The following is a 21,003-nucleotide window of genomic DNA, read 5'->3' on the forward strand; positions in this document are numbered from 1 at the left end:
GCGTCGTGACGAGCGACATCAGCAATGCAACCGCCGGCGGCGAGGAGGATCATGCTTCCCTCCTCGCCGCCCTCGGCGTAGAAATCGAACCCCCGCTGCTCACGTTGGCGTTGACTCACCGCTCGTATGCGTACGAGAACGGTGGTCTTCCCACCAACGAGCGGCTCGAGTTCCTCGGCGACTCCGTGCTCGGCGTCACCATCACCGAGCAGTTGTACCTGGCACATCCGGAGAAGTCCGAGGGTGACCTCGCGAAGATCCGAGCGAGCATTGTCAACATGCACGCGCTCGCCGAGGTGGCCCGATCTCTCGGTAACGGCGGGCTCGGCGCGCATCTACTCCTCGGCAAGGGCGAGGAGATGACGGGCGGGCGGGACAAGCCGAGCATCCTGGCGGACGGCATGGAGTCGATTCTCGGGGCTATCCATCTGCAGCACGGGATCGAGACAGCGCGGCGAGTGGTACTCGATCTCTTCAGCGACCTCCTCCAACGGGCTCCGCGTCTCGGCGCAGGACTCGACTGGAAGACGAGCCTGCAGGAACTCACTGCGGAACGCGGTGTCGGTGTCCCCTCGTACGAGATCACCGCAACAGGACCGGACCACGACAAAGAGTTCACCGCCACGGTCGTGGTGGGTGGTAAGCCGTTCGGAGTCGGAATCGGCAGATCCAAGAAGGAAGCCGAGCAGAAGGCCGCGAGTACTGCGTGGAACACACTGTCCGACGGTGGCCCCGACGTAGCCGCCGACAACGTCAGTGCCTGAACTCCCCGAGGTAGAGGTAGTTCGCCGCGGACTCGAACGGCACATCGTCGGAGCGTCGATCGCGTCGATCGATGTCCTTCACCCCCGGGCGATCCGTCGTCACCTCCTCGGCGCAGCGGATCTCGCCGGACAGCTCACCGGCGAGCGGATCGCGCGAGCTGACCGCCGCGGAAAGTATCTGTGGCTGGTTCTCGAACCAAGTGCAGTCGCGCTCGTGGTGCATCTGGGAATGAGCGGGCAGATGCTCGTGCAGCCGCCCGAGGCCGTCACCGAAAGACATCTGCGCATTCGGGCGCGCCTCGATTCGGGACTCGATCTTCGATTTGTGGATCAACGCACCTTCGGTGGATGGGCGCTCGCGCCGCTGGTCGACGTCGACGGCTCGCTCATCCCCGACTCGGTTGCGCACATCGCCCGGGATCCACTCGACACGAGGTTCGATTCCGCGGCGACCGTTACGGTGATGCGCCGCAAGCACACCGAGATCAAACGTGCCCTTCTCGACCAGACGGTGGTGTCGGGCATCGGCAACATCTACGCGGACGAGGCACTGTGGCGCGCGCAGATTCACGGATCCCGGCTCACCGATCGGTTGGCCGCTGCGAAACTCCGTGAACTGCTCAGTGCCGCTCAGGAGGTCATGCGAGAAGCCCTCACCCAAGGCGGCACGTCCTTCGACGCCCTGTACGTGAACGTGAACGGCGAGTCCGGCTATTTCGATCGGTCGTTGTCCGCATACGGGCGAGAGGATCGTCCCTGCCCGCGGTGCGGTACCGCGATCCGTCGGGAGAGGTTCATGAATCGCTCGTCGTTCAGCTGCCCGAGTTGCCAGCCCGCGCCGCGGCGAAGTCCGCCGAGACCTCCTGACTGAGTTCTTCGTCGTGACGCAGGGTCGATTTGGCGTCGAAGTAGTCGCCGCCCTTGCGCTTCACGTCATCCGTGCCCCACTCACGGTGCTGCGGTACGGGCGCCATCCGCGGAATGTGCTTGCGGCAGTGAATGTACGCCTCTTCCACCTCGACGACGACCCACCGCTCGGGCACCCGGCCCTTGGTGTGATCTGCTGGCAGATCCGCGATCTCGGAACGCAGGTCCGCGTCTTCCACGATCCGGGCGGACCCGTTGACATGCAGACCGATCAGGTCGTGGACGAAGTCGACGAGAATGATTCCCACGTGCGGGTTCTCGCTGATGTTTCCGAGACTCGCCATTACCCCGTTGCCACGGTATTCCGGGTACGCCAGTGTCTTCGGATCGATGACGTGCATGAAACCGGGTGCGCCGGCGCGCAGGCTGTTGTCGCATTCGCCGGACGCGTCGGCGGTGGCGACGAACGCGAGTTCCTGGCGTCCGACGAAGTCGATCATTGTCGGATTGAGGTGGTCGAGCATCTGGTCCGAGTAGAACTTGGCGGCACGATCCTCGGTGCCGTGCACGACTTGAAGACTCCGCTCTCCCGCGCTACCGATCTGGCCCATCTGCATTCCCCGCTCACGTCTCCGGCGTCGTTGGTCGGTTCACCCTACGGCGCACCGATTGCCTCTGCTCTGCTTCGGTGCCCACAACACACAACTTCGGCCGGGTCTCGAGTCGGGTGCGTATATGCCCGTCGTGCAGGCCGGTCGGTGGCGGGTGGCAGGATTGCTCGCATGGCAGAACAGACTTCCGACACGCCGGCCACTACCTCGTTGTGGGTCGAGCGAACCGGCACACGCCGCTACACGGGGCGCAGCTCGCGCGGCGCCGAGGTCCTGATCGGTTCGGACGGCGTCGAAGGCGTCTTCACTCCGGGTGAGCTGCTGAAGATCGCGCTTGCGGCATGCACCGGCATGAGTTCGGACTTCCCACTGTCGCGACGGCTTGGTGACAGCTACGACGCCACGATCCGGGTGTCGGGCGCGGCCGATCGAGAGAACGAGGTGTACCCGCAGTTGGACGAGGTCCTCGAACTGGATCTGAGCGAACTCGACGCCGCGGCGCAGGAGCGTCTCGTCGCGCTCGTGGAACGCTCGGTAGACAAGGTGTGCACGGTGGGCCGGACTCTGAAGACGGGAACGAAAGTCACGCTGACCGTCGAAAGCGACGCCTGATGCGGCGTGAGCTGACCGCCCTCGCCGGAGGGTCGGTGCTCTGCGCGGGTCTTCTCGCGGCCGCGCCCGCCGCCGCCGGCCCGGCCTTCGCACCGCCGGTCGGGACCTGCACGCCATGGGCAGTGTCCGAGGTGGTCTCGGGTGCCGGCGTAGTGGAGAACCTCGCCTTCGACGGGGCGGGAACGATGCTGGTGTCCCGCACCGGCCTCGTCGGGGGCGGAGGTGTCGACGGAGTCGACCCGGACGGAACGATCCGCGAAATCGTGCCCGACGTCGATGCGCCGGGCGGCATCGCGGTGCACGGCTCAGACGTCTACTTTGCGACGGGTAATTCATTCTCGTCCGGGGTTGCCGGAACGGAGAGCGGAACGATCGACGTCGTGAACCTCGAGACCGGGGATACGCGCACGGTGGCCCAGGGGCTCGTCATGCCGAACGGCCTGGTTCGACTCGACAACGGCGACATCCTCACCGCCCGGAACCTCGGGGCCGGAGCGGGACTGACCCGTGTTCCCGCCGCGGAACCGCACACGCCGGAAACGGTGCGTACCGATTTGGGAACCGTGGACGGTCTCGCTGCCCACGACGGGAACATCTACACGGTGACGACGTTCGATACCACCACCACGCTGCGCATTCTGCGAGTGGACGACCTCACCGGCCCGATCGTGTCGATTCCGTTGCCCGGGGCCGGTCCTCTCAATGCCGCGGACGACCTCACGGTAGGGCCGGACGGCATCGTGTACGTCGCTTACAACGGCGGCGGCAAGGTGGTGCGCGTCGATCCGGCGACCGGAGACAGTTGCGCGATCGCGTCCGGGGTTCCGCTGGTGTCGTCGGTACGGTTCGGTGCCGGGCCGGGCTGGAACGCAGAGGCCCTCTACGCAACGAGTTTCACCGGAACCATCTACCGACTGGAACGGCCGTGACAATGAGCATGGAACGACTGACAGCGTGGGTACACGGCTACGTACAGGGTGTGGGGTTCCGGTGGTGGACGCGCGCGCGAGCACTGGAACTCGGTCTCGTCGGCTATGCGGCCAACCAGGCGGACGGCCGCGTGCTGGTGATCGCCGAGGGCCCACGCGAGAAGCTGGACGCGCTGCTCGCACTCCTGCGCTCAGGCAACACGCCTGGCGACGTGGACCTGGTGGTGGAGCAGTGGGATTCTGCTCGCGGTGACCTCACCGGGTTCGTCGAACGGTGAACCGAAGGTAAAGTCGTCCGTCATGCATCTGAAGAGTCTGACGCTGAAGGGATTCAAATCCTTTGCGTCCGCAACGACTCTGCGATTCGAACCCGGTATCACGTGCGTCGTGGGACCCAACGGATCAGGTAAGTCCAATGTGGTCGACGCCCTCACCTGGGTGATGGGTGAGCAGGGAGCGAAAGCCCTGCGCGGCGGCAAGATGGAAGACGTCATCTTCGCGGGCACCGCGGGCAGAGCACCACTCGGCCGCGCCGAGGTCACGCTGACCATCGACAATTCGGACGGGGCGCTCCCCATCGACTACTCCGAGGTCTCGATCACCCGTCGGATGTTCCGCGACGGTGCAGGCGAATACGAGATCAACGGCAGCTCCTGCCGCCTGATGGATGTGCAGGAGCTGCTCAGCGACTCCGGCATCGGCCGGGAGATGCACGTCATCGTCGGGCAGGGGCGTCTGGCAGCCATCCTCGAGTCGCGTCCGGAGGACCGGCGCGCGTTCATCGAGGAAGCTGCGGGAGTGCTCAAGCACCGCAAGCGCAAAGAAAAAGCTGTCCGCAAGCTCGACTCCATGCAGGCCAACCTCGCCCGGCTGAACGATCTGACGGCCGAATTGCGCCGCCAGCTCAAGCCACTGGGACGGCAGGCGGAGGTGGCGCGTCGCGCGCAGACCGTGCAGGCCGATCTTCGCGATGCCAAGCTCCGGCTCGCCGCCGATGACCTGGTGACGCGCCGCTCGGACCTCGAGAATCAGGCGCAGGACGAGAAGAGGGCACGCGAGCAGCACGATGCCGTCACCGAAGCGCTCGACGAGGCCAATCTCGAACTCGGCCGTCACGAGCAGGAGCTGTCGCGGCTGACGCCGGGCGCCGAGGCGGCCGCACAGACGTGGTTTCAATTGTCTGCCCTTGCGGAGCGCGTGAACGCCACCATTCGGATCGCCCGCGAACGGGCGCGGCACCTCGATTCGGAGCCTTCGGCGCACCGCGGCCAGGATCCCGACGAGATGGAGGCGCGGGCCGACCGGCTCGCTACGGAAGAACAGGAACTGGCCGAAGCCGTCGAGATGGCGCGCGCGGCTCTCGACGCGGCCAAGGAGCAGCTGGCATCGGGGGAGGAGGCCGCCGCTGAAGCGGAACGCGCGCACATGGCGGCCGTTCGCGCCATCGCCGACCGCCGGGAGGGGCTTGCCCGCCTGTCGGGCCAGGTCGACACCCTGCGGTCCCGCGCCGACTCGGTGGACGCCGAGGTGTCGCGATTGACGGTGGCCATCGAGGAAGCGCGGGCGCGCGGCGACGCCGCGCAATCCGAATTCGAAGTGGTCCAGGACGAGATCGGTGACCTCGACGCCGGGGAAGTCGGGCTCGACTCCCACCACGAGCGAGCGGTCGAGGCGTTGCGCCTCATTACCGAGCGTGTCACCGAACTGCAGAGCGCCGAACGCGCGGCGGGTCAGGAGGTGGCGTCCCTGCGCGCCCGGATCGACGCTCTGTCGATGGGACTCGAACGCAAAGACGGGGCCGGTTGGCTCGTCGAGAACCGCAGCGACGACGGCATTGCGGGACCGCTCGGCGGCCTCATCACCGTCGAACAGGGTTATGAAGGGGCGGTCGCAGCAGCGTTGGGACCGGCCGCCGATGCCGTCGTCGCCGACTCGCTCGATGCAGCCCGCGCGGCGGTCGGCGCGCTGAAGGACACCGACAGCGGACGGGCCTCCTTACTGATCGGCTGTGACCGGACGCCACCGTCGGGCACCTCGCTCGCCTTCGGTGCCCGTTGGGCGGTCGATGTCATCGAGTGCCCGGTCGAGCTGCGAACCGGGCTGTCGGCACTCCTCACCGGCGTGGTGGTGGTCGACTCCATCGACGACGCCGTCGAGGTCGTGGACTCCGCACCGCACTTGCGTGCGGTCACCCGGGACGGAGACCTACTCGGCGCCGGCTGGATCAGTGGCGGTTCGGACAGGCAGCCCAGCACGCTCGAAGTTCAGGCCGCGATCGACAATTCGGTGAGCGATCTGGCCCGTGCCGAACGGCGATCCGAGGAGCTGTCTGCAGCCCTGGCGGGGGCGCTGACGGAACAGGCCGCGCGCCAGGAGAACGCAGAGCAAGCCCTTGCCGCCCTCAACGAGTCCGACGCCGCGATGTCCGCCATCTATGAGCGGCTCGGCCGTCTCGGGCAGGCGGCACGCGCGGCGCATGCCGAGTCCGATCGCCTCACCCGGCAACGGGAGAAGGCCGAGAGTGGACGCGAGGAGACAGTGGCGGCTCTCGCCGAACTCGAAGAGCGGTTGCGCCTGGCCGAGGAGGACTCCTCGCCCGCCGGCACCGAATCGGGAGGGTCCGAATCCACGAGCTACGAGCGTGAGATGGCAGCCGCGGCGCTCGCCGAAGTGCGCGCCGTCGAGGTGGAAGCACGTCTCGCGGTTCGCACAGCCGAGGAGCGCGCGGAGTCGGTGCGCGGGAAGGCGGATTCGCTGCGCCGGGCGGCCCAGGTGGAACGAGATGCCCGGGCACGTGCGGAACGTGCAATGAAGGCGCGGCAGAATGCCGCTGCGGTCGCGGCTGCGGTCGCCGAATCGGGACAGGCGGTGGCCGACCACCTCGGTGACGTGGTCGAGGCGGCGATGGCACACCGCGACGAACTCGCCCGAGCACGCACCGAACGGACCGAGCAGCTCGAACAAGTCAAAGAAAAGGTGCGTCAGTTGACGGGGCAGTTGGCTTCATTGACCGACGCCGTCCACCGCGACGAGGTGGCTCGCGCTCAGGCTGCGATGCGCATCGAGCAGCTCGAGGAAACGATCCTCGAACAGCACGGCATCGGGTTGGACGACCTGATCGCCGAATACGGGCCCGACGTGTCGTTGCCACCGTCTCCGCTGGAGATGGAGGAGTACGAGCAGGCGAAGGAGCGTGGCGAGCAGGTGACGATGCCTGCGCCAGTTCCCTACGACCGGGCTACGCAGGAACGTCGCGCGAAGCGTGCCGAGAAGGATCTGGCGACACTCGGAAAGGTCAACCCGCTCGCCCTCGAGGAATTCGCGGCACTGGAGGAGCGGTACAACTTTCTCTCGACCCAGCTCGAAGACGTAAAGACGGCACGCAAGGACCTGCTCGGTGTCGTCGCTGATGTCGACGCCCGGATCCTGCAGGTGTTCACCGAGGCGTATGTCGACGTCGAACGGGAATTCGTACAGGTGTTCGCGAAGTTGTTCCCCGGTGGTGAGGGGCGGCTGGTGCTCACCGATCCGTCCGACATGCTGACCACCGGCATCGAGGTGGAGGCCCGCCCGCCCGGGAAGAAGGTCAAACGGCTGTCGTTGCTGTCGGGTGGGGAGAAGTCACTGACCGCGGTCGCGATGCTGGTGGCGATCTTCCGGGCCCGGCCGTCACCGTTCTACGTGATGGACGAGGTCGAGGCAGCGCTGGACGACACGAACCTGCGCCGTCTCATCGGTTTGTTCGAGCAGCTGCGGGAGAAGTCGCAGCTCATCGTCATCACCCACCAGAAACCGACGATGGAAGTCGCCGATGCACTCTACGGCGTGAGCATGCGCGGTGACGGCATCACTACCGTCATCTCCCAGCGCCTGCGGGGACAGGACATGGCGACCGCTGAGGCCTGACCGCGCTGCGGTCGAGGGCGTCGCCCCGGGAAGGCACTGCACGGGCGAAACCGGCGCCTGAAACAATGGGCGGCGTGACTACCGGAGCCTGGATTGCCATCGCGGCCGCATTGGCCGTTCTTCTCGTCGTTCTCGTTGTCGGATCAGTGCTGTACCGGCGACGCCAGATCTCCCTGAAGGCGCCCGACACTCCACAGATCGCCACCGAGAAGGACCGGTCGGGAGGTTATCGCGCTGGTACCGGCTTCAGTTTCAGTGAAGGGTCGACGGCGACGGCGCCGCCACGTCCACCTGCGCCCGAGCCTGTTGTGCCCAAGCCGGCGCCCGAACCCGTTGTGCCGAAGCCGGCGCCCGAACCCGAGGTCGTCGTGCCCCCGGCGCCGGAGAAGGCTCCCGAGCCGGAGAAGGCCCCGGAGAAGCCGACGGTCCCGCCGCAGCCGGTCACGTATGAACCGGTTGTCGCGCCCGAGGTCGAGCCGGAACCCGAGGTCGCGCCCGAACCGGAACCGGCTCCTGCCGCGCCGGTGCTCGACGTCATCGCTCCCACCGAAGGACGGCTCGACCGTCTGCGTGGTCGGCTGTCCCGCTCGCAGTCTGCCGTGGGCAAGAGCCTGCTGGGTTTGCTGGGCGGCGGTGACCTGGACGAGGACTCGTGGGAAGAGGTCGAGGACACCCTTCTGATCGCGGATCTCGGGTCGGCGACCACCACGAAGGTGGTCACCGCGCTGCGTGAGCAAATGGCGGCGCGGAGCGTCCGCACCGAGGCCGATGCCCGGGCGCTGCTGCGCGAGGTACTGATCGCCGAGTTGCGTCCCGAACTCGATCGTTCGATTCGTGCGCTTCCGCACGACGACCACCCCGCGGTCCTCTTGGTCGTCGGGGTCAACGGCACCGGCAAGACCACGACCACCGGCAAGCTCGCACGTGTTCTCGTCGCCGACGGCAGGCGAGTTCTCCTGGGGGCGGCGGACACGTTCCGCGCCGCGGCCGCGGACCAGCTCCAGACGTGGGCGGAACGGGTAGGTGCTGAGGTGGTTCGGGGCAAGGAAGCCGCGGATCCGGCTGCCGTCGCGTTCGATGCCGTATCGAAGGGCATCGAGAACGGCGTGGACGCCGTATTGATCGACACGGCGGGCCGCCTCCACACCAAGACCGGTCTGATGGACGAGCTCGGCAAGGTGAAGCGCGTGATCGAGAAGAAGGCGTCTGTCGACGACGTGCTGCTGGTGCTCGATGCGACGATCGGTCAGAACGGTCTGGCGCAGGCGCGCGTGTTCGCCGAGGTCGTCGACATCACCGGGGTGGTGCTCACGAAGCTCGACGGCACGGCCAAGGGCGGCATCGTATTCCAGGTGCAACACGAACTCGGTGTCCCGGTGAAGCTCGTCGGGCTGGGAGAAGGTGCCGACGATCTCGCCCCGTTCGAACCTGGCGCGTTCGTCGACGCCTTGCTGGGTTGAGCGGAACAGCGACGAAAACCTTGCAACTGCCGTTACGAAACCTGTACGCAACACAATAGGGTCATGCGTTCACGCGCGCGAAACAGTGCAGTGGCACAGCCGAAACACCGCAAAGCGAACCTTCTTCCTGACGACGTGCAGAGCAGCGCGCGACTAGGAGGTAGTAAGTGAGTCCCGACGAAGTGTTGGCAAACTCCGGCAACGCCGCATGGATGCTGATGTCAGCATCCCTGGTTCTACTGATGACGCCGGGCGTGGCGTTCTTCTACGGCGGTATGTCCAGGTCGAAATCCGTGCTGAACATGATGATGATGTCGTTCGGCGCCATGGCGGTCATCGCGGTGATCTACGTGCTGTGGGGTTGGTCGATGTCCTACGGGACCGACGACATCGGTGGCATCTTCGCGAACCCCTTCGAGTTCTTCGGACTGAAGGACAGCATCACCGATGCCGACGGCAACTTCATCGCGGGTGCATTCGGCTACCCGAACGTGATCGACATCGCCTTCCAGGTGACGTTCGCGATGATCACCACCGCACTGATCAGCGGTGCCCTGGCTGAGCGCGTCAAGTTCGGCACCTGGCTGCTGTTCTCCGGTGTGTGGGTCACCATCGTGTACTTCCCCCTCGCTCACATGGTGTGGGGTGGCGGTCTGCTGTCCGGCTCGGAAGACGGGCTCGCGGCAAAGATGTTCGGAACCACCGATGACGGTGAGGGCGGATTGGTCGCCTCGGTGGCCCCCATCGACTTCGCCGGTGGCACCGTGGTTCACATCAACGCCGGTATCGCCGCATTCGTCCTCGCCGTGATCATCGGAAAGCGCATCGGATTCGGCAAGACCGCGTTCCGTCCGCACAACTTGCCTTTCGTCATGCTCGGTGCCGCTCTGCTGTGGTTCGGCTGGTTCGGCTTCAACGCGGGTTCGGCTTTCGCCGCCGACGGCAATGCCGGACTCGCCTGGGTCAACACGACTTCCGCCACATCCGCCGCGATCCTGGGCTGGCTCCTGACGGAACGTATCCGTGACGGCCGCGCCACCAGCCTCGGCGCAGCCTCCGGTGCGGTCGCCGGCCTGGTCGCCATCACCCCGGCGGCGGGTGCCCTCAGTCCGGTCGGCTCGCTCGTCCTGGGCGCGATCGCAGGCATCCTGTCGGCGCTGGCCGTGGGTCTGAAGTTCAAGTTCGGTTACGACGACTCGCTCGACGTCGTGGGTGTCCACCTCGTTTCCGGACTCTGGGGCACCGTGGCCATCGGGTTCTTCGGAACGTCGACCGGTTTGTTCTACGGTGGTGACTACAAGCAATTGGTTGTCCAGATCGTGATCGCCCTGTTCGCGCTCGTGTTCACCGGCATCCTGACCGCTGTCATCGCGTTCGCTCTCAAGCCGCTCGGCTGGAGGGTGTCCGCCGAGGAAGAGGCTCAGGGCATCGACGAGAGTGAACATGCGGAGACCGCTTACGACTTCGCCTGATCGGCAAGTGATAAGAGTGAACACCGAGTACTGAAGAGCTTTGGAAGGGACAACGAAATGAAGCTGATCACGGCAATTGTCAAGCCGTTCACTCTCGAGGACGTCAAGACGGGACTCGAGCAGGCGGGCGTCCTGGGCATGACCGTCAGCGAGGTCCAGGGGTACGGCCGCCAGAAGGGGCACACCGAGGTCTACCGCGGAGCCGAGTACTCGGTCGATTTCGTACCGAAGGTCCGGGTCGAGGTGGTAGTGGACGATGCGGCAGTCGACAAGGTCGTCGAGGTGATCGTCGAAGCCGCCCGCACCGGGAAGATCGGTGACGGCAAGGTGTGGGTGTCGCCCGTCGAGTCGGTCATCCGGGTACGCACCGGGGAACGCGGCGCGGATGCGCTCTGACCCCAACGGGTCCGGTAAGACCGGCCCTGGTCCCGTCGCGAAGGCGACGGAACCAGGGCCGGTTGCGTCAGGCGGATCGAACGAAGCTGCGGACCTGGCCCGCGCACGCCGACAACTCCTCAGCGGCGGTTCGGAGAGCACCCCCGGTGCGAGGGGAGGACACGGCCGTCGACTGGACGCGCCTGCCCTCCGGCACGCCCTCGTCGACCTGCACGAATTCTGGTTGACCACAAAAGGTGCCGAGGTCGGTATCAAGCGCGACGGTGGGTTCGCTCTCGTCGCGGTCGGGGGACTCGGACGCCGCGAACTGCTGCCGTACTCCGATCTGGACCTCGTGCTGCTCCACGACGACATGGATCCCGCCGTGGTGTCCCAGGTCGCCGACAAGCTCTGGTATCCACTGTGGGACGCACACATCAAACTCGACCACAGCGTCCGGACCATCCCGCAGGCGTTGCAGGTGGCATCCACGGATATCACTGCGGCACTGGGGATGCTCGAGGTCCGGCACATTGTCGGCGACGTCGAATTGAGCAACCTTCTCATCAGCGGAGTCCGTCGACAGTGGCGCACCGACATCCGCAACCGCTTCGACGAACTGATCGCGCAAACCAGGTCGCGGTGGGAACGTAGCGGTGAAATCGCCCATCGCGCCGAACCGGATCTCAAGAGCGGTCGCGGTGGACTGCGGGACGTACAGCTGCTCAATGCGCTGTCCATCGCGCAGCTCACCGACGGCATGCCCGGGCTCGGACCGGAGTCGCCCGGTGGGGGACTCGCACTCGCGCATCGTCGTCTTCTCGACGTGCGCACCGAGCTGCACCGGGTCGCGGGACGCCCCCGTGATCAACTGCGGGCCCAAGACGCCGACGAGATCGGCGCAGCGCTGCGGATCGGCGATCGATTCGACCTCGCCCGGATGCTCAGCGACGCCGCGCGCACCATCAGTTACTCGGTGGACGTCGGGGTGCGGACGGCGGGAAACGCCTTGCCGCGACGGGGTCTGGCCCGACTGCGGAGGCCACCGGTACGGCGGCCTCTCGACGAGGGTGTGGTCGAGCATGCCGGTGAGGTGGTTCTGGCACGCGATGCCCGGCCCAGCAAGGACCCCGGTCTCGTCATGCGGGTGGCGGCAGCATCGGCGACCACAGGTATGCCGATGTCCGCTTCGACGCTGAACCGCCTGGCCGACCACGCGCCGGAACTGCGGGAACCATGGCCGAAGGAGGCACTGAACGACCTTCTGGTCCTTCTCGGCTCGGGAAGCCGGGCCGTCGCCGCGATCGAGGCTCTCGACCGTACGGGACTGTGGGGGAGGCTCCTGCCGGAGTGGGGGGCTGTCCGCGATCTGCCGCCGAGGGACGCCGTGCACACCTGGACGGTGGATCGTCATCTCGTCGAGACCGCGGCGTATGCGAGCGGGTTCACCACACGCGTCGCCCGGCCCGACCTGCTGATGCTCGGCGCATTGCTCCACGACATCGGGAAGGGTCGCGGAGGCGACCACAGCGTGGTGGGAGCGGAACTGGCGATTCAGATCGGTAAGCGGCTCGGACTGTGGCCGTCGGACATCGCGACGCTGACGGCCATGGTTCGACATCACCTGCTGTTGCCGCAGACCGCGACCCGACGCGACCTCGACGACCCGGAGACGGTGGAACGGGTCGTGGAGGCGCTCGGTGGAGACGGTGTACTGCTCGAGTTGCTGCACGCCCTGGCCGAAGCCGATTCGCTCGCGACCGGTCCCGGCGTATGGGGTGATTGGAAGTCCTCGCTCATCGGGGAATTGGTCCGCAGGTGCCGGCTGATCATGGCGGGCGAAAATCTTCCCGCGCCGGATCCGCTCGATCCGGAACATGTCGCACTGGCGGCGTCCGGCGGCGTCCATGTGGCGTTGAACCCGGCCGACAGCCCCCACACCTACGTTGTCACGGTCATCGCCCCCGACGAGCGCGGACTGTTGTCGAAGGCTGCCGGAGTGCTTGCGCTGCATTCTCTTCGGGTCTACTCGGCATCGTTGGGCAGTTCCGGCGATTCGGCCGTCAATTCGTTCGTCGTGTCGCCGCGTTTCGGAGCTCCTCCGCAGGCAGGTCTGCTCCGGCAGGAGTTGATAAGGGCACTGGCGGGAGAGCTGAATTTGCTGGACATGCTCACGGGCAAGGAAGACGAGGCCCGCGAGAGCCAGCGCGTCGCCGCGGTGGAGGAGCGGGGCGAAGCAGCTGTTCCCGTGTTGTACGCGCAGGCCCCGCCGCGGGTCATCTGGTTCGACACCGCTGCACCCGGCGAGGTGATACTCGAACTGCGGGCGGAAGACAGGCTCGGTCTCCTGTGCCGGCTGGCAGCCGCGTTCGACACGTGCGGCGCGGACGTCCGCTGGGCGAGGGTGACGACGCTGGGATCATCGGTCGTCGACTCGTTCTGTCTCGATCTCGGTGGTCACGACACGCGGGCGAGCAGGCAAGAGGTCGAGCGTGCGATCCTCGGCGTCGTTCCACTGCCGAAGCCGAAGAAGCAGGAGGGCGCCGGGCCGGAGTGATCGGCCGCGCCGGAGCGGCTACGCTGGTGCCCGAGAATATCCACCGCACACTCGCATGACTTCAGGAGCGCACTCGGTGTTCGAATCCCTTTCCGACAGGTTGACCGGAGCCCTCAAGGATCTGCGTGGCAAAGGTCGCCTTTCCGGGGCCGACATCGATGCCACGTGCCGTGAGATCCGGTTGGCTCTGCTCGAGGCCGACGTCGCGTTGCCCGTGGTTCGCGCGTTCATCGCGAGGATCAAGGAACGGGCCAAGGGTGTCGAGGTGTCCGCGGCGCTCAATCCGGCGCAGCAGGTCGTCAAGATCGTCAACGAGGAACTCGTCGGAATCCTCGGTGGTGAAACGCGTCGTCTCGCGTTCGCCAAGACACCGCCGACAGTCATCATGTTGGCCGGTCTGCAGGGTTCCGGTAAGACGACCCTGGCAGGCAAGCTCGCCAAGTGGCTGCGCGACCAGGGGCACACCCCGCTGCTCGTGGCATGCGATCTGCAGCGTCCGGGTGCTGTCACCCAGTTGCAGATCGTCGGTGAACGCGCCGGCACCGCTGTCTTCGCGCCGCACCCCGGCACGTCGATCGGTGGCGGCGACAACGCGCTCGGAGTCACCGCGGCCGATCCGGTCGAGGTCGCGCGTTCCGGTCTCGATGAGGCACGTAACAAGCAGTTCGACGTGGTCATCGTCGACACCGCAGGTCGCCTCGGTATCGATGCCGATCTGATGGCTCAGGCAGCTGGCATCCGCGACGCCGTCGATCCGGACGAAACTCTCTTCGTTCTCGACGCGATGATCGGTCAGGACGCGGTCAGCACCGCCGAAGCATTCCGTGAGGGCGTGGGATTCACGGGTGTCGTGCTCACCAAGCTCGACGGTGACGCCCGCGGTGGCGCCGCGCTCAGCGTCCGTGAGGTCACGGGACAGCCCATCCTCTTCGCATCCACGGGCGAGAAGCTCGAGGACTTCGACGTCTTCCACCCCGACCGGATGGCCAGCCGCATCCTCGGCATGGGTGACGTCCTCAGCCTCATCGAGGCGGCCGAACAGCACTTCGACGCCGAGCAGGCCGAGGCCACCGCGCAGAAGATCGGCTCGGGGCAGCTGACCCTCGAGGACTTCCTCGAGCAGATGATGGCGGTCCGCAAGATGGGGCCCATCGGCAATCTCCTCGGAATGCTTCCCGGCGCCGGCCAGATGAAAGACGCTCTCGCCAACGTCGACGAGAAGCAACTCGACCGGGTCCAGGCCATCATCCGAGGAATGACGCCGGCCGAGCGCGAGGACCCCAAGATCATCAATGCGTCCCGCAGGCTTCGGATCGCCAACGGTTCGGGCGTCAAGGTGTCCGACGTAAATCAGCTCGTGGATCGCTTCTTCGAAGCCCGCAAGATGATGGCGGCGATGGCCGGGCGGATGGGCATGCCGGGGTCGCGGAAGCCGCAGCGCAGCAGCAAGAAGGGCAAGAAAGGCAAGAAGGGCGGGAAGGGTCCGACGCCGCCGAAGGTGCGCGGCGGATTCCCCGGTGGCATGCCGGGTGGTTTCCCAGGAATGCCCGGTGGCCTTCCGGCAGGCATGCCGGATCTGTCGAGCATGCCGAAGGGGCTGGACGAGCTACCGCCCGGCCTCGAAGGCATCGACCTGTCGCAGTTGAAGCTTCCGAAGAAGTGATTCGATGAGCGCATTGCACTTCCGGGGTATCGGCCTGCCCGATGAGCAGCCGGTCGAATACTGGGTGGAGGATGGTGTCGTCTCCACCGAGCCGATCGCCGGTGCCGAGACCGTGTGTGATTCGGGGTGGATCGTTCCCGGGCTGGTCGATGCCCACTGCCACGTCGGTATCAAGTTCGGTGGCGGCGGTGGCGAGAGCACCGAGGGGCTGATCGCGCAGGCGAAGACCGAGCGCGACGCCGGTGTCCTCTTGATCCGCGACGCCGGTTCGCCCGTCGACACCCGCTTTCTCGACGAGCGGGTCGACCTGCCCCGGATCATCCGCGCGGGTCGGCACATCGCCGCACCCAAGCGATACATCCCCGGGCTGCCGGTGGATCTCGACGACGAGGAGCAACTGCCGGCCGAGGTCGCGCGGCAGGCACGCGCCGGTGACGGCTGGGTCAAACTGGTCGGTGACTGGATCGACAGGTCGGTCGGCGACCTCGCACCGTTGTGGAGCGACGACATTCTGGTGGAGGCCATCGACGCCGCCCACCGCGAGGGTGCACGGGTCACCGCCCACGTCTTCGCCGAGGACGCATTGCCCGGTCTGATCAACGCCGGTATCGACTGTATCGAGCACGGCACCGGACTCACCGACGAGACGATCGAGCTGATGGTGGCGCACGGTACGGCCCTCGTCCCGACGCTGATCAACATCGCCACCTTCCCCGGGATCGCCGACTCCGCGACGCGGTACCCGGTGTACGCGGCTCACATGCGCGACCTGCACTCGCGGGTCAAGGACACCATCGGCGCAGCGCACGAGGCCGGGATCCCGATCTATGCAGGCACGGATGCAGGCGGATCCATCGTGCACGGCCGGGTCGCCGACGAGGTCGAGGAGCTGAAGGCCGTCGGACTGTCGCCGACCGACGCGCTCGGCGCCGCGTGCTGGAATGCCCGGACCTGGCTGGGGCACCCCGGGCTGGAACCCGGTGCACCCGCAGACCTGCTCGTCTTCCAAGACGACCCGCGTAGCGGAAGCGATGCGCTCGCTGCGCCCGACGTCGTGTTGCTGCGCGGAAATATCGTCAAGGCCCGATGACCTGGTTTTACCCTGACGGTGTTCGTCTGGCAGAATGATCCGCTGTTCGTCGCTTCCGGTTCCGTACCGCGCGGCGGTCACAGGTGAGAGGCAAAACCGGGCGCACTATTCCTGTGCGTCGCTGAATTGCACGTGACAATGTGTGCACTTGGTGTGCGCACCGAAGGAGAAGTACAGCAGTGGCTGTCAAGATCAAGCTCACCCGGCTCGGCAAGATCCGGAACCCGCAGTACCGCATCGTCGTTGCCGACGCCCGCACCCGCCGCAACGGCCGGGCGATCGAGACGATCGGCAAGTACCACCCCAAGGAAGAGCCCTCACTGATCGACATCGATTCCGAGCGGGCGCAGTACTGGCTCGGCGTGGGCGCGCAGCCCACCGAGCCCGTCGAGGCACTCCTGAAGATCACCGGTGACTGGCAGAAGTTCAAGGGCCTGCCGGGCGCCGAGGGCACACTTCGCGTCAAGGAAGCAAAGCCGTCCAAGCTGGAGCTGTTCCAGGCTGCGCTGGCGCAGGCCGAGAACGAGCCCGTGTCCGAGGCCATCACCCCCAAGAAGAAGAAGGCCAAGGCCGATGACGCCGAGGCTGCCGCCGACGCTTCGGGTGCAGAGGCCGAGAACTCCGAGGCTGCTGACAAGTGAGTGCCGTCGTCGCCGATGCCGTGGAGCACCTCGTTCGTGGCATCGTCGCCAATCCCGACGACGTTCGTGTCGAGCTGATCACCGGGCGTCGGGGGCGCACTGTCGAGGTTCACGTCAATCCTGACGACCTCGGCAAGGTCATCGGGCGGGGCGGTCGCACTGCGACAGCGCTGCGGACGTTGGTGTCCGGTATCGGTGGCCGCGGGATTCGTGTCGACGTCGTCGACACCGATCAGTAGCGGCCGCACAGCAGTGGACCTCGTCGTCGGCCGTGTCGCCAAGTCACACGGCATCAAAGGGGAGATCGTCGTCGAGGTTCGTACCGACGAACCCGAACAGCGTTTCGCCCTCGGTGCCGTGCTGCGGGGCCGCAAGCCGCGGGAGCAAAAGCTCAGCACATACACGGTAGAAGCCGCCCGGGAGCATTCCGGGCGGCTTCTGCTGCGCCTCGAGGGTGTAGCGGACCGTGCTGCCGCCGATGCGTTGCGCGGCACGCTTTTCGTCATCGACAGCGCGGAACTCGAGCCGTCAGGGGACCCGGACGAGTTCTACGATCACGAACTCGAGGGCCTTGCCGTTCGGCTGGCGGACGGTACTCCGGTGGGCAGCGTCGTCGAGGTGCTGCACTCGGCGGCAGGCGAACTGCTCTCGATCCGTCGTGAGGGAGCGCCCGAACTCCTCGTCCCGTTCGTCGCCGCGATCGTCACCTCGGTGTCCGTGGCCGACGGTGTCGTCGAGATCGACCCACCGGAAGGGTTGCTCGACCCCGACTTCGGTGAATCCACCGACAGTGAGTGAGCCGGTAACCATGCGTCTCGACGTGGTCACCATCTTTCCCGAGTATCTCGAGCCCCTCCGAGCGGCCTTGCTCGGCAAGGCAATCGACAAGGGCCTCCTCACCGTCGACGTGCACGACTTGAGGAACTGGACGCACGACGTCCACAAAGCTGTCGACGACTCGCCCTATGGCGGTGGTCCCGGAATGGTCATGAAACCCACCGTCTGGGGGCCTGCCCTGGACGAGGTCCTGGCAGCGGGCGGGGACGACGCCGACACGCTCCTGGTGGTTCCCACACCGGCGGGCGTCCCGTTCACGCAGGCGACGGCGGAACGCTGGGCAGGGGAGCAGCACATCGTCTTTGCGTGTGGGCGTTACGAGGGCATCGACCAACGAGTCATCGACGATGCTGCCCGGCGCGTTCGAGTCGAAGAAGTCAGCATCGGCGACTACGTCCTCATCGGGGGTGAGGCAGCAGTGCTCGTCATGGTCGAGGCATTCGTCCGCCTGATCCCCGGCGTTCTGGGCAATCAGCAGTCCCACCAAGAGGATTCGTTCTCCGACGGACTCCTCGAAGGCCCCAGCTACACCCGGCCTGCAACATGGCGCGGACTCGACGTCCCACCGGTGCTGCGCTCGGGTGACCACGCCAAGGTTGCGCAGTGGCGCCACGAGCAATCGTTGCGGCGCACCGCCGAGCGACGGCCGGACCTGTTGCCTTGAGCTAGCGTCTACGTAAACTCCTCCACGCCTCATCCATGCGTCGGCGCCCACCACCGCCTCTCGTCGCCGGCTGGCCGTGTAGCAGTCGGAATGGTGCAGGCGGCGGCCAGAGTCATCGCGAGGAGCACTCTCGTCGGGCAGGCAACCGGCGCCGACACGACGTTTGTCCCGAAAATTCCCGCGACGGCCTCACCGCCGACGATGATGTCCCAGGGTAGCGGTAGGGTCCATTTTTGTGACTCTGAAGACCGTGAACCAGCGCATTGCCGAGGAACTCGACGTCCGGGAGGGACAGGTCGCGGCCGCCGTGGACCTCCTCGACGGCGGGGCCACCGTTCCTTTCATCGCCCGTTACCGCAAGGAAGTCACCGGGACCCTCGACGACGCTCAGCTTCGCCAGCTCGAAGAACGGCTCCGCTATCTGCGTGAGCTCGACGAACGGCGGGTCGCGGTGCTCGAATCGATCGAATCGCAGGGCAAGCTCGACGATCAGCTGCGCGGACAGATCATGACGGCCGAGACCAAGGCGCGGCTCGAGGACATCTACTTGCCGTTCAAGCCGAAGCGGCGCACCAAGGCGCAGATCGCCCGGGAAGCGGGCCACGAGCCTGTTGCCGACGCCCTGATCACCGATCCCGCAACCGACCCCGCGTCCTATACGGCCGAGCAGCTCGAGGGTGCGCGGGCGATTCTCGTCGAACGCTTCGCCGAGGACGCCGACCTGGTGGGCGATCTGCGTGAGTTGATGTGGACGCGCGGCAAGGTGGTATCCGTCGTCCGCAAGGGCAAGGAGACCGAAGGCGCGAAGTTCGCCGACTACTTCGAGTTCTCCGAGCCGTTCACTACACTTCCCTCGCACCGGATCCTTGCTGTGCTGCGTGGCGAGAAGGAAGAGGTACTCACGCTCACGCTGGCTCCGGACCGAGACGAGCCGGTTCCCGGTGAGCCGACCGTCTACGAGGGCCGGATCGCAAGCCGGTTCGGGATCGCCGACCGCGGCCGGCCGGCCGACAAGTGGTTACTCGACACGGTGCGATGGGCGTGGAAGACCAAACTGCTCATCACGTTGGGCATCGACGTCCGGATGAGGTTGCGTCAGTCTGCGGAGAAGGACGCGGTCGATGTCTTCGCCAACAATCTGCGCGACCTGCTGCTCGCCGCACCGGCGGGAACCCGTGCCACGATGGGTCTCGACCCCGGTTTCCGCACCGGAACGAAGGTCGCCGTCGTCGACGCCACCGGCAAGGTCGTTGCGCACGACACCATCTATCCGCACCAGCCTCACAATAAACGGGACGCTGCGTTCGCCACCCTCGCCGACCTGGTGTCTCGCCACGGTGTGGAGCTGATCGCGATCGGAAACGGCACCGCATCTCGCGAGACCGATGCGCTCGCCACGGAGCTGATCGCCAAGTCCGGCGCCAAAAATCTCACCAAGATCGTGGTATCCGAAGCCGGCGCTTCCGTGTACTCGGCATCCGCCTACGCGTCGCAGGAACTGCCGGACCTCGATGTCTCCATCCGCGGCGCCGTGTCGATCGCCCGCCGCCTGCAGGATCCCCTCGCCGAGCTGGTCAAGATCGATCCCAAGTCGATCGGTGTCGGGCAGTACCAGCACGACATCTCGGAGACCCTGCTCGCCCGGTCCCTCGGCGCTGTGGTCGAGGACGCGGTGAACGCTGTGGGTGTTGACGTGAACACGGCATCCGTTCCCTTGCTGTCCCGCGTGTCCGGTATCGCAGGTTCCCTCGCGGAGAGCATCGTTGCGCACCGCGACCAGAATGGCCCGTTCCGGAGCCGTAAGGGACTCAAGGACGTTGCGCGACTCGGGCCCAAGGCGTTCGAGCAGTGCGCCGGCTTCCTCCGCATTCCCAATGGTGACGATCCGCTCGATGCGTCCAGCGTGCACCCGGAGGCGTATCCGGTGGTGCGCAAGATCGTCGGCGCCAGTGGGTGCGGCGTACGGGACGTCATCGGGAACACGGCGGTTCTCCGCCGCCTCGATCCCGCAGACTTCGTCGACGACCGTTTCGGACTCCCCACGGTCACGGACATCATCAGTGAGCTGGAGAAGCCAGGGCGGGACCCGAGGCCGGAGTTCAAGACTGCAACCTTCGCCGCGGGGATCGAGAAGGTGGCGCACCTGAAGCCCGGGATGACGCTCGAGGGGGTGGTCACCAACGTGGCGGCATTCGGTGCTTTCGTCGACATCGGCGTGCACCAGGATGGGCTGGTGCATGTCTCCGCCATGTCCCACAGCTTCGTGAAGGATCCGCGCGACGTCGTGAAGTCGGGCGATGTGGTGAAGGTGAAGGTGCTCGAGGTGGACGAGGCGCGCCAGCGCATCGGGCTTACGTTGCGGCTGGACGACGAGGTGGGCGCGACCGCGCGCAAGAACGAGAACCCGCGCGGTGGTGGGCAACAGGATCGCCGCGGAGGCGGTAAACCCCAGCAGGGTGGCCGCGAACGTGGCGGTCGCGATGCGCGCCCGGCCCCCGGTGGCTCGATGGCGGATGCGTTGCGGAAGGCAGGCTTCGGCAAGTAGACGGCGCCCA

18 protein-coding genes are annotated in these 21,003 nt (G+C 66.4%); 17 read left to right on the plus strand and 1 reads right to left on the minus strand.

Annotated features, from left to right (window positions below; genetic code table 11):
* The first annotated feature begins 5 nt into the window (after positions 1-5).
* On the plus strand, positions 6-764 hold the full coding sequence (gene rnc, locus NOF53_RS08940) for a ribonuclease III (protein WP_255967436.1): 759 nt from the start codon (positions 6-8) through the stop codon (positions 762-764).
* Positions 757-1,635, plus strand: coding sequence for a bifunctional DNA-formamidopyrimidine glycosylase/DNA-(apurinic or apyrimidinic site) lyase (gene mutM / locus NOF53_RS08945; protein WP_255967438.1), 879 nt, complete (start codon positions 757-759; stop codon positions 1,633-1,635). Before rnc ends, mutM begins: the two co-directional genes overlap by 8 nt.
* Here mutM and NOF53_RS08950 read toward each other — a convergent pair.
* Entirely contained in the window at positions 1,577-2,248 is a 672-nt protein-coding gene (locus NOF53_RS08950) for a pyridoxamine 5'-phosphate oxidase family protein (protein WP_255967440.1), read from the minus strand. The two genes, mutM and NOF53_RS08950, sit on opposite strands and share 59 nt — an antisense overlap.
* Before the next feature lie 165 nt (positions 2,249-2,413).
* Between NOF53_RS08950 and NOF53_RS08955 the strand changes: the two genes are divergently transcribed.
* From NOF53_RS08955 to NOF53_RS09025, 15 genes are all read left to right on the plus strand, one after another.
* Positions 2,414-2,854 (plus strand): OsmC family protein, encoded by a 441-nt coding sequence (locus tag NOF53_RS08955; RefSeq protein ID WP_255967442.1) that lies wholly within the window; start codon positions 2,414-2,416, stop codon positions 2,852-2,854.
* Positions 2,854-3,783: an NHL repeat-containing protein gene (locus NOF53_RS08960; protein WP_255967444.1), complete on the plus strand. Its 930-nt coding sequence runs from the start codon at positions 2,854-2,856 to the stop codon at positions 3,781-3,783. The genes NOF53_RS08955 and NOF53_RS08960 overlap by 1 nt, the downstream gene beginning before the upstream one ends.
* 8 nt (positions 3,784-3,791) lie before the next feature.
* Positions 3,792-4,061, plus strand: coding sequence for an acylphosphatase (locus NOF53_RS08965; RefSeq protein ID WP_255967720.1), 270 nt, complete (start codon positions 3,792-3,794; stop codon positions 4,059-4,061).
* Between the two features lie 22 nt (positions 4,062-4,083).
* A complete protein-coding gene (gene smc / locus NOF53_RS08970) occupies positions 4,084-7,689 on the plus strand; it encodes a chromosome segregation protein SMC (protein ID WP_255967446.1) in 3,606 nt (1,201 codons plus the stop codon).
* 65 nt (positions 7,690-7,754) lie between these two features.
* Positions 7,755-9,149 (plus strand): signal recognition particle-docking protein FtsY, encoded by a 1,395-nt coding sequence (gene ftsY / locus NOF53_RS08975; RefSeq protein ID WP_255967448.1) that lies wholly within the window; start codon positions 7,755-7,757, stop codon positions 9,147-9,149.
* A gap of 167 nt (positions 9,150-9,316) precedes the next feature.
* Entirely contained in the window at positions 9,317-10,621 is a 1,305-nt protein-coding gene (locus tag NOF53_RS08980; protein WP_255967450.1) for an ammonium transporter, read from the plus strand.
* A 57-nt stretch (positions 10,622-10,678) separates the two neighbouring features.
* The gene (locus tag NOF53_RS08985; protein ID WP_005240467.1) at positions 10,679-11,017 is read left to right on the plus strand and encodes a P-II family nitrogen regulator; all 339 of its coding nucleotides are present in this window, start codon (positions 10,679-10,681) and stop codon (positions 11,015-11,017) included.
* The gene (locus NOF53_RS08990) at positions 11,007-13,553 is read left to right on the plus strand and encodes a [protein-PII] uridylyltransferase (protein WP_255967453.1); all 2,547 of its coding nucleotides are present in this window, start codon (positions 11,007-11,009) and stop codon (positions 13,551-13,553) included. The genes NOF53_RS08985 and NOF53_RS08990 overlap by 11 nt, the downstream gene beginning before the upstream one ends.
* A gap of 76 nt (positions 13,554-13,629) precedes the next feature.
* Entirely contained in the window at positions 13,630-15,216 is a 1,587-nt protein-coding gene (gene ffh, locus NOF53_RS08995; RefSeq protein ID WP_255967722.1) for a signal recognition particle protein, read from the plus strand.
* Positions 15,217-15,220: 4 nt separating this feature from the next.
* Positions 15,221-16,306 (plus strand): amidohydrolase family protein, encoded by a 1,086-nt coding sequence (locus tag NOF53_RS09000; RefSeq protein ID WP_255967455.1) that lies wholly within the window; start codon positions 15,221-15,223, stop codon positions 16,304-16,306.
* Positions 16,307-16,485: 179 nt separating this feature from the next.
* A complete protein-coding gene (rpsP, locus tag NOF53_RS09005; RefSeq protein WP_255967457.1) occupies positions 16,486-16,947 on the plus strand; it encodes a 30S ribosomal protein S16 in 462 nt (153 codons plus the stop codon).
* Positions 16,944-17,186, plus strand: a complete 243-nt coding sequence (locus NOF53_RS09010; RefSeq protein WP_005240479.1) for an RNA-binding protein — start codon at positions 16,944-16,946, stop codon at positions 17,184-17,186. Before rpsP ends, NOF53_RS09010 begins: the two co-directional genes overlap by 4 nt.
* 13 nt (positions 17,187-17,199) lie before the next feature.
* Complete coding sequence (rimM, locus tag NOF53_RS09015; protein WP_255967724.1) at positions 17,200-17,745, plus strand: ribosome maturation factor RimM; 546 nt, start codon at positions 17,200-17,202, stop codon at positions 17,743-17,745.
* A 10-nt stretch (positions 17,746-17,755) separates the two neighbouring features.
* A complete protein-coding gene (gene trmD / locus NOF53_RS09020; protein WP_255967726.1) occupies positions 17,756-18,448 on the plus strand; it encodes a tRNA (guanosine(37)-N1)-methyltransferase TrmD in 693 nt (230 codons plus the stop codon).
* 235 nt (positions 18,449-18,683) lie between these two features.
* Complete coding sequence (locus NOF53_RS09025; RefSeq protein ID WP_255967460.1) at positions 18,684-20,993, plus strand: Tex family protein; 2,310 nt, start codon at positions 18,684-18,686, stop codon at positions 20,991-20,993.
* Positions 20,994-21,003 lie beyond the last annotated feature (10 nt).

The sequence above is a fragment of the Rhodococcus tibetensis genome (assembly GCF_024438035.1).
In the GTDB taxonomy this organism is placed as follows: domain Bacteria; phylum Actinomycetota; class Actinomycetes; order Mycobacteriales; family Mycobacteriaceae; genus Rhodococcus_F; species Rhodococcus_F tibetensis.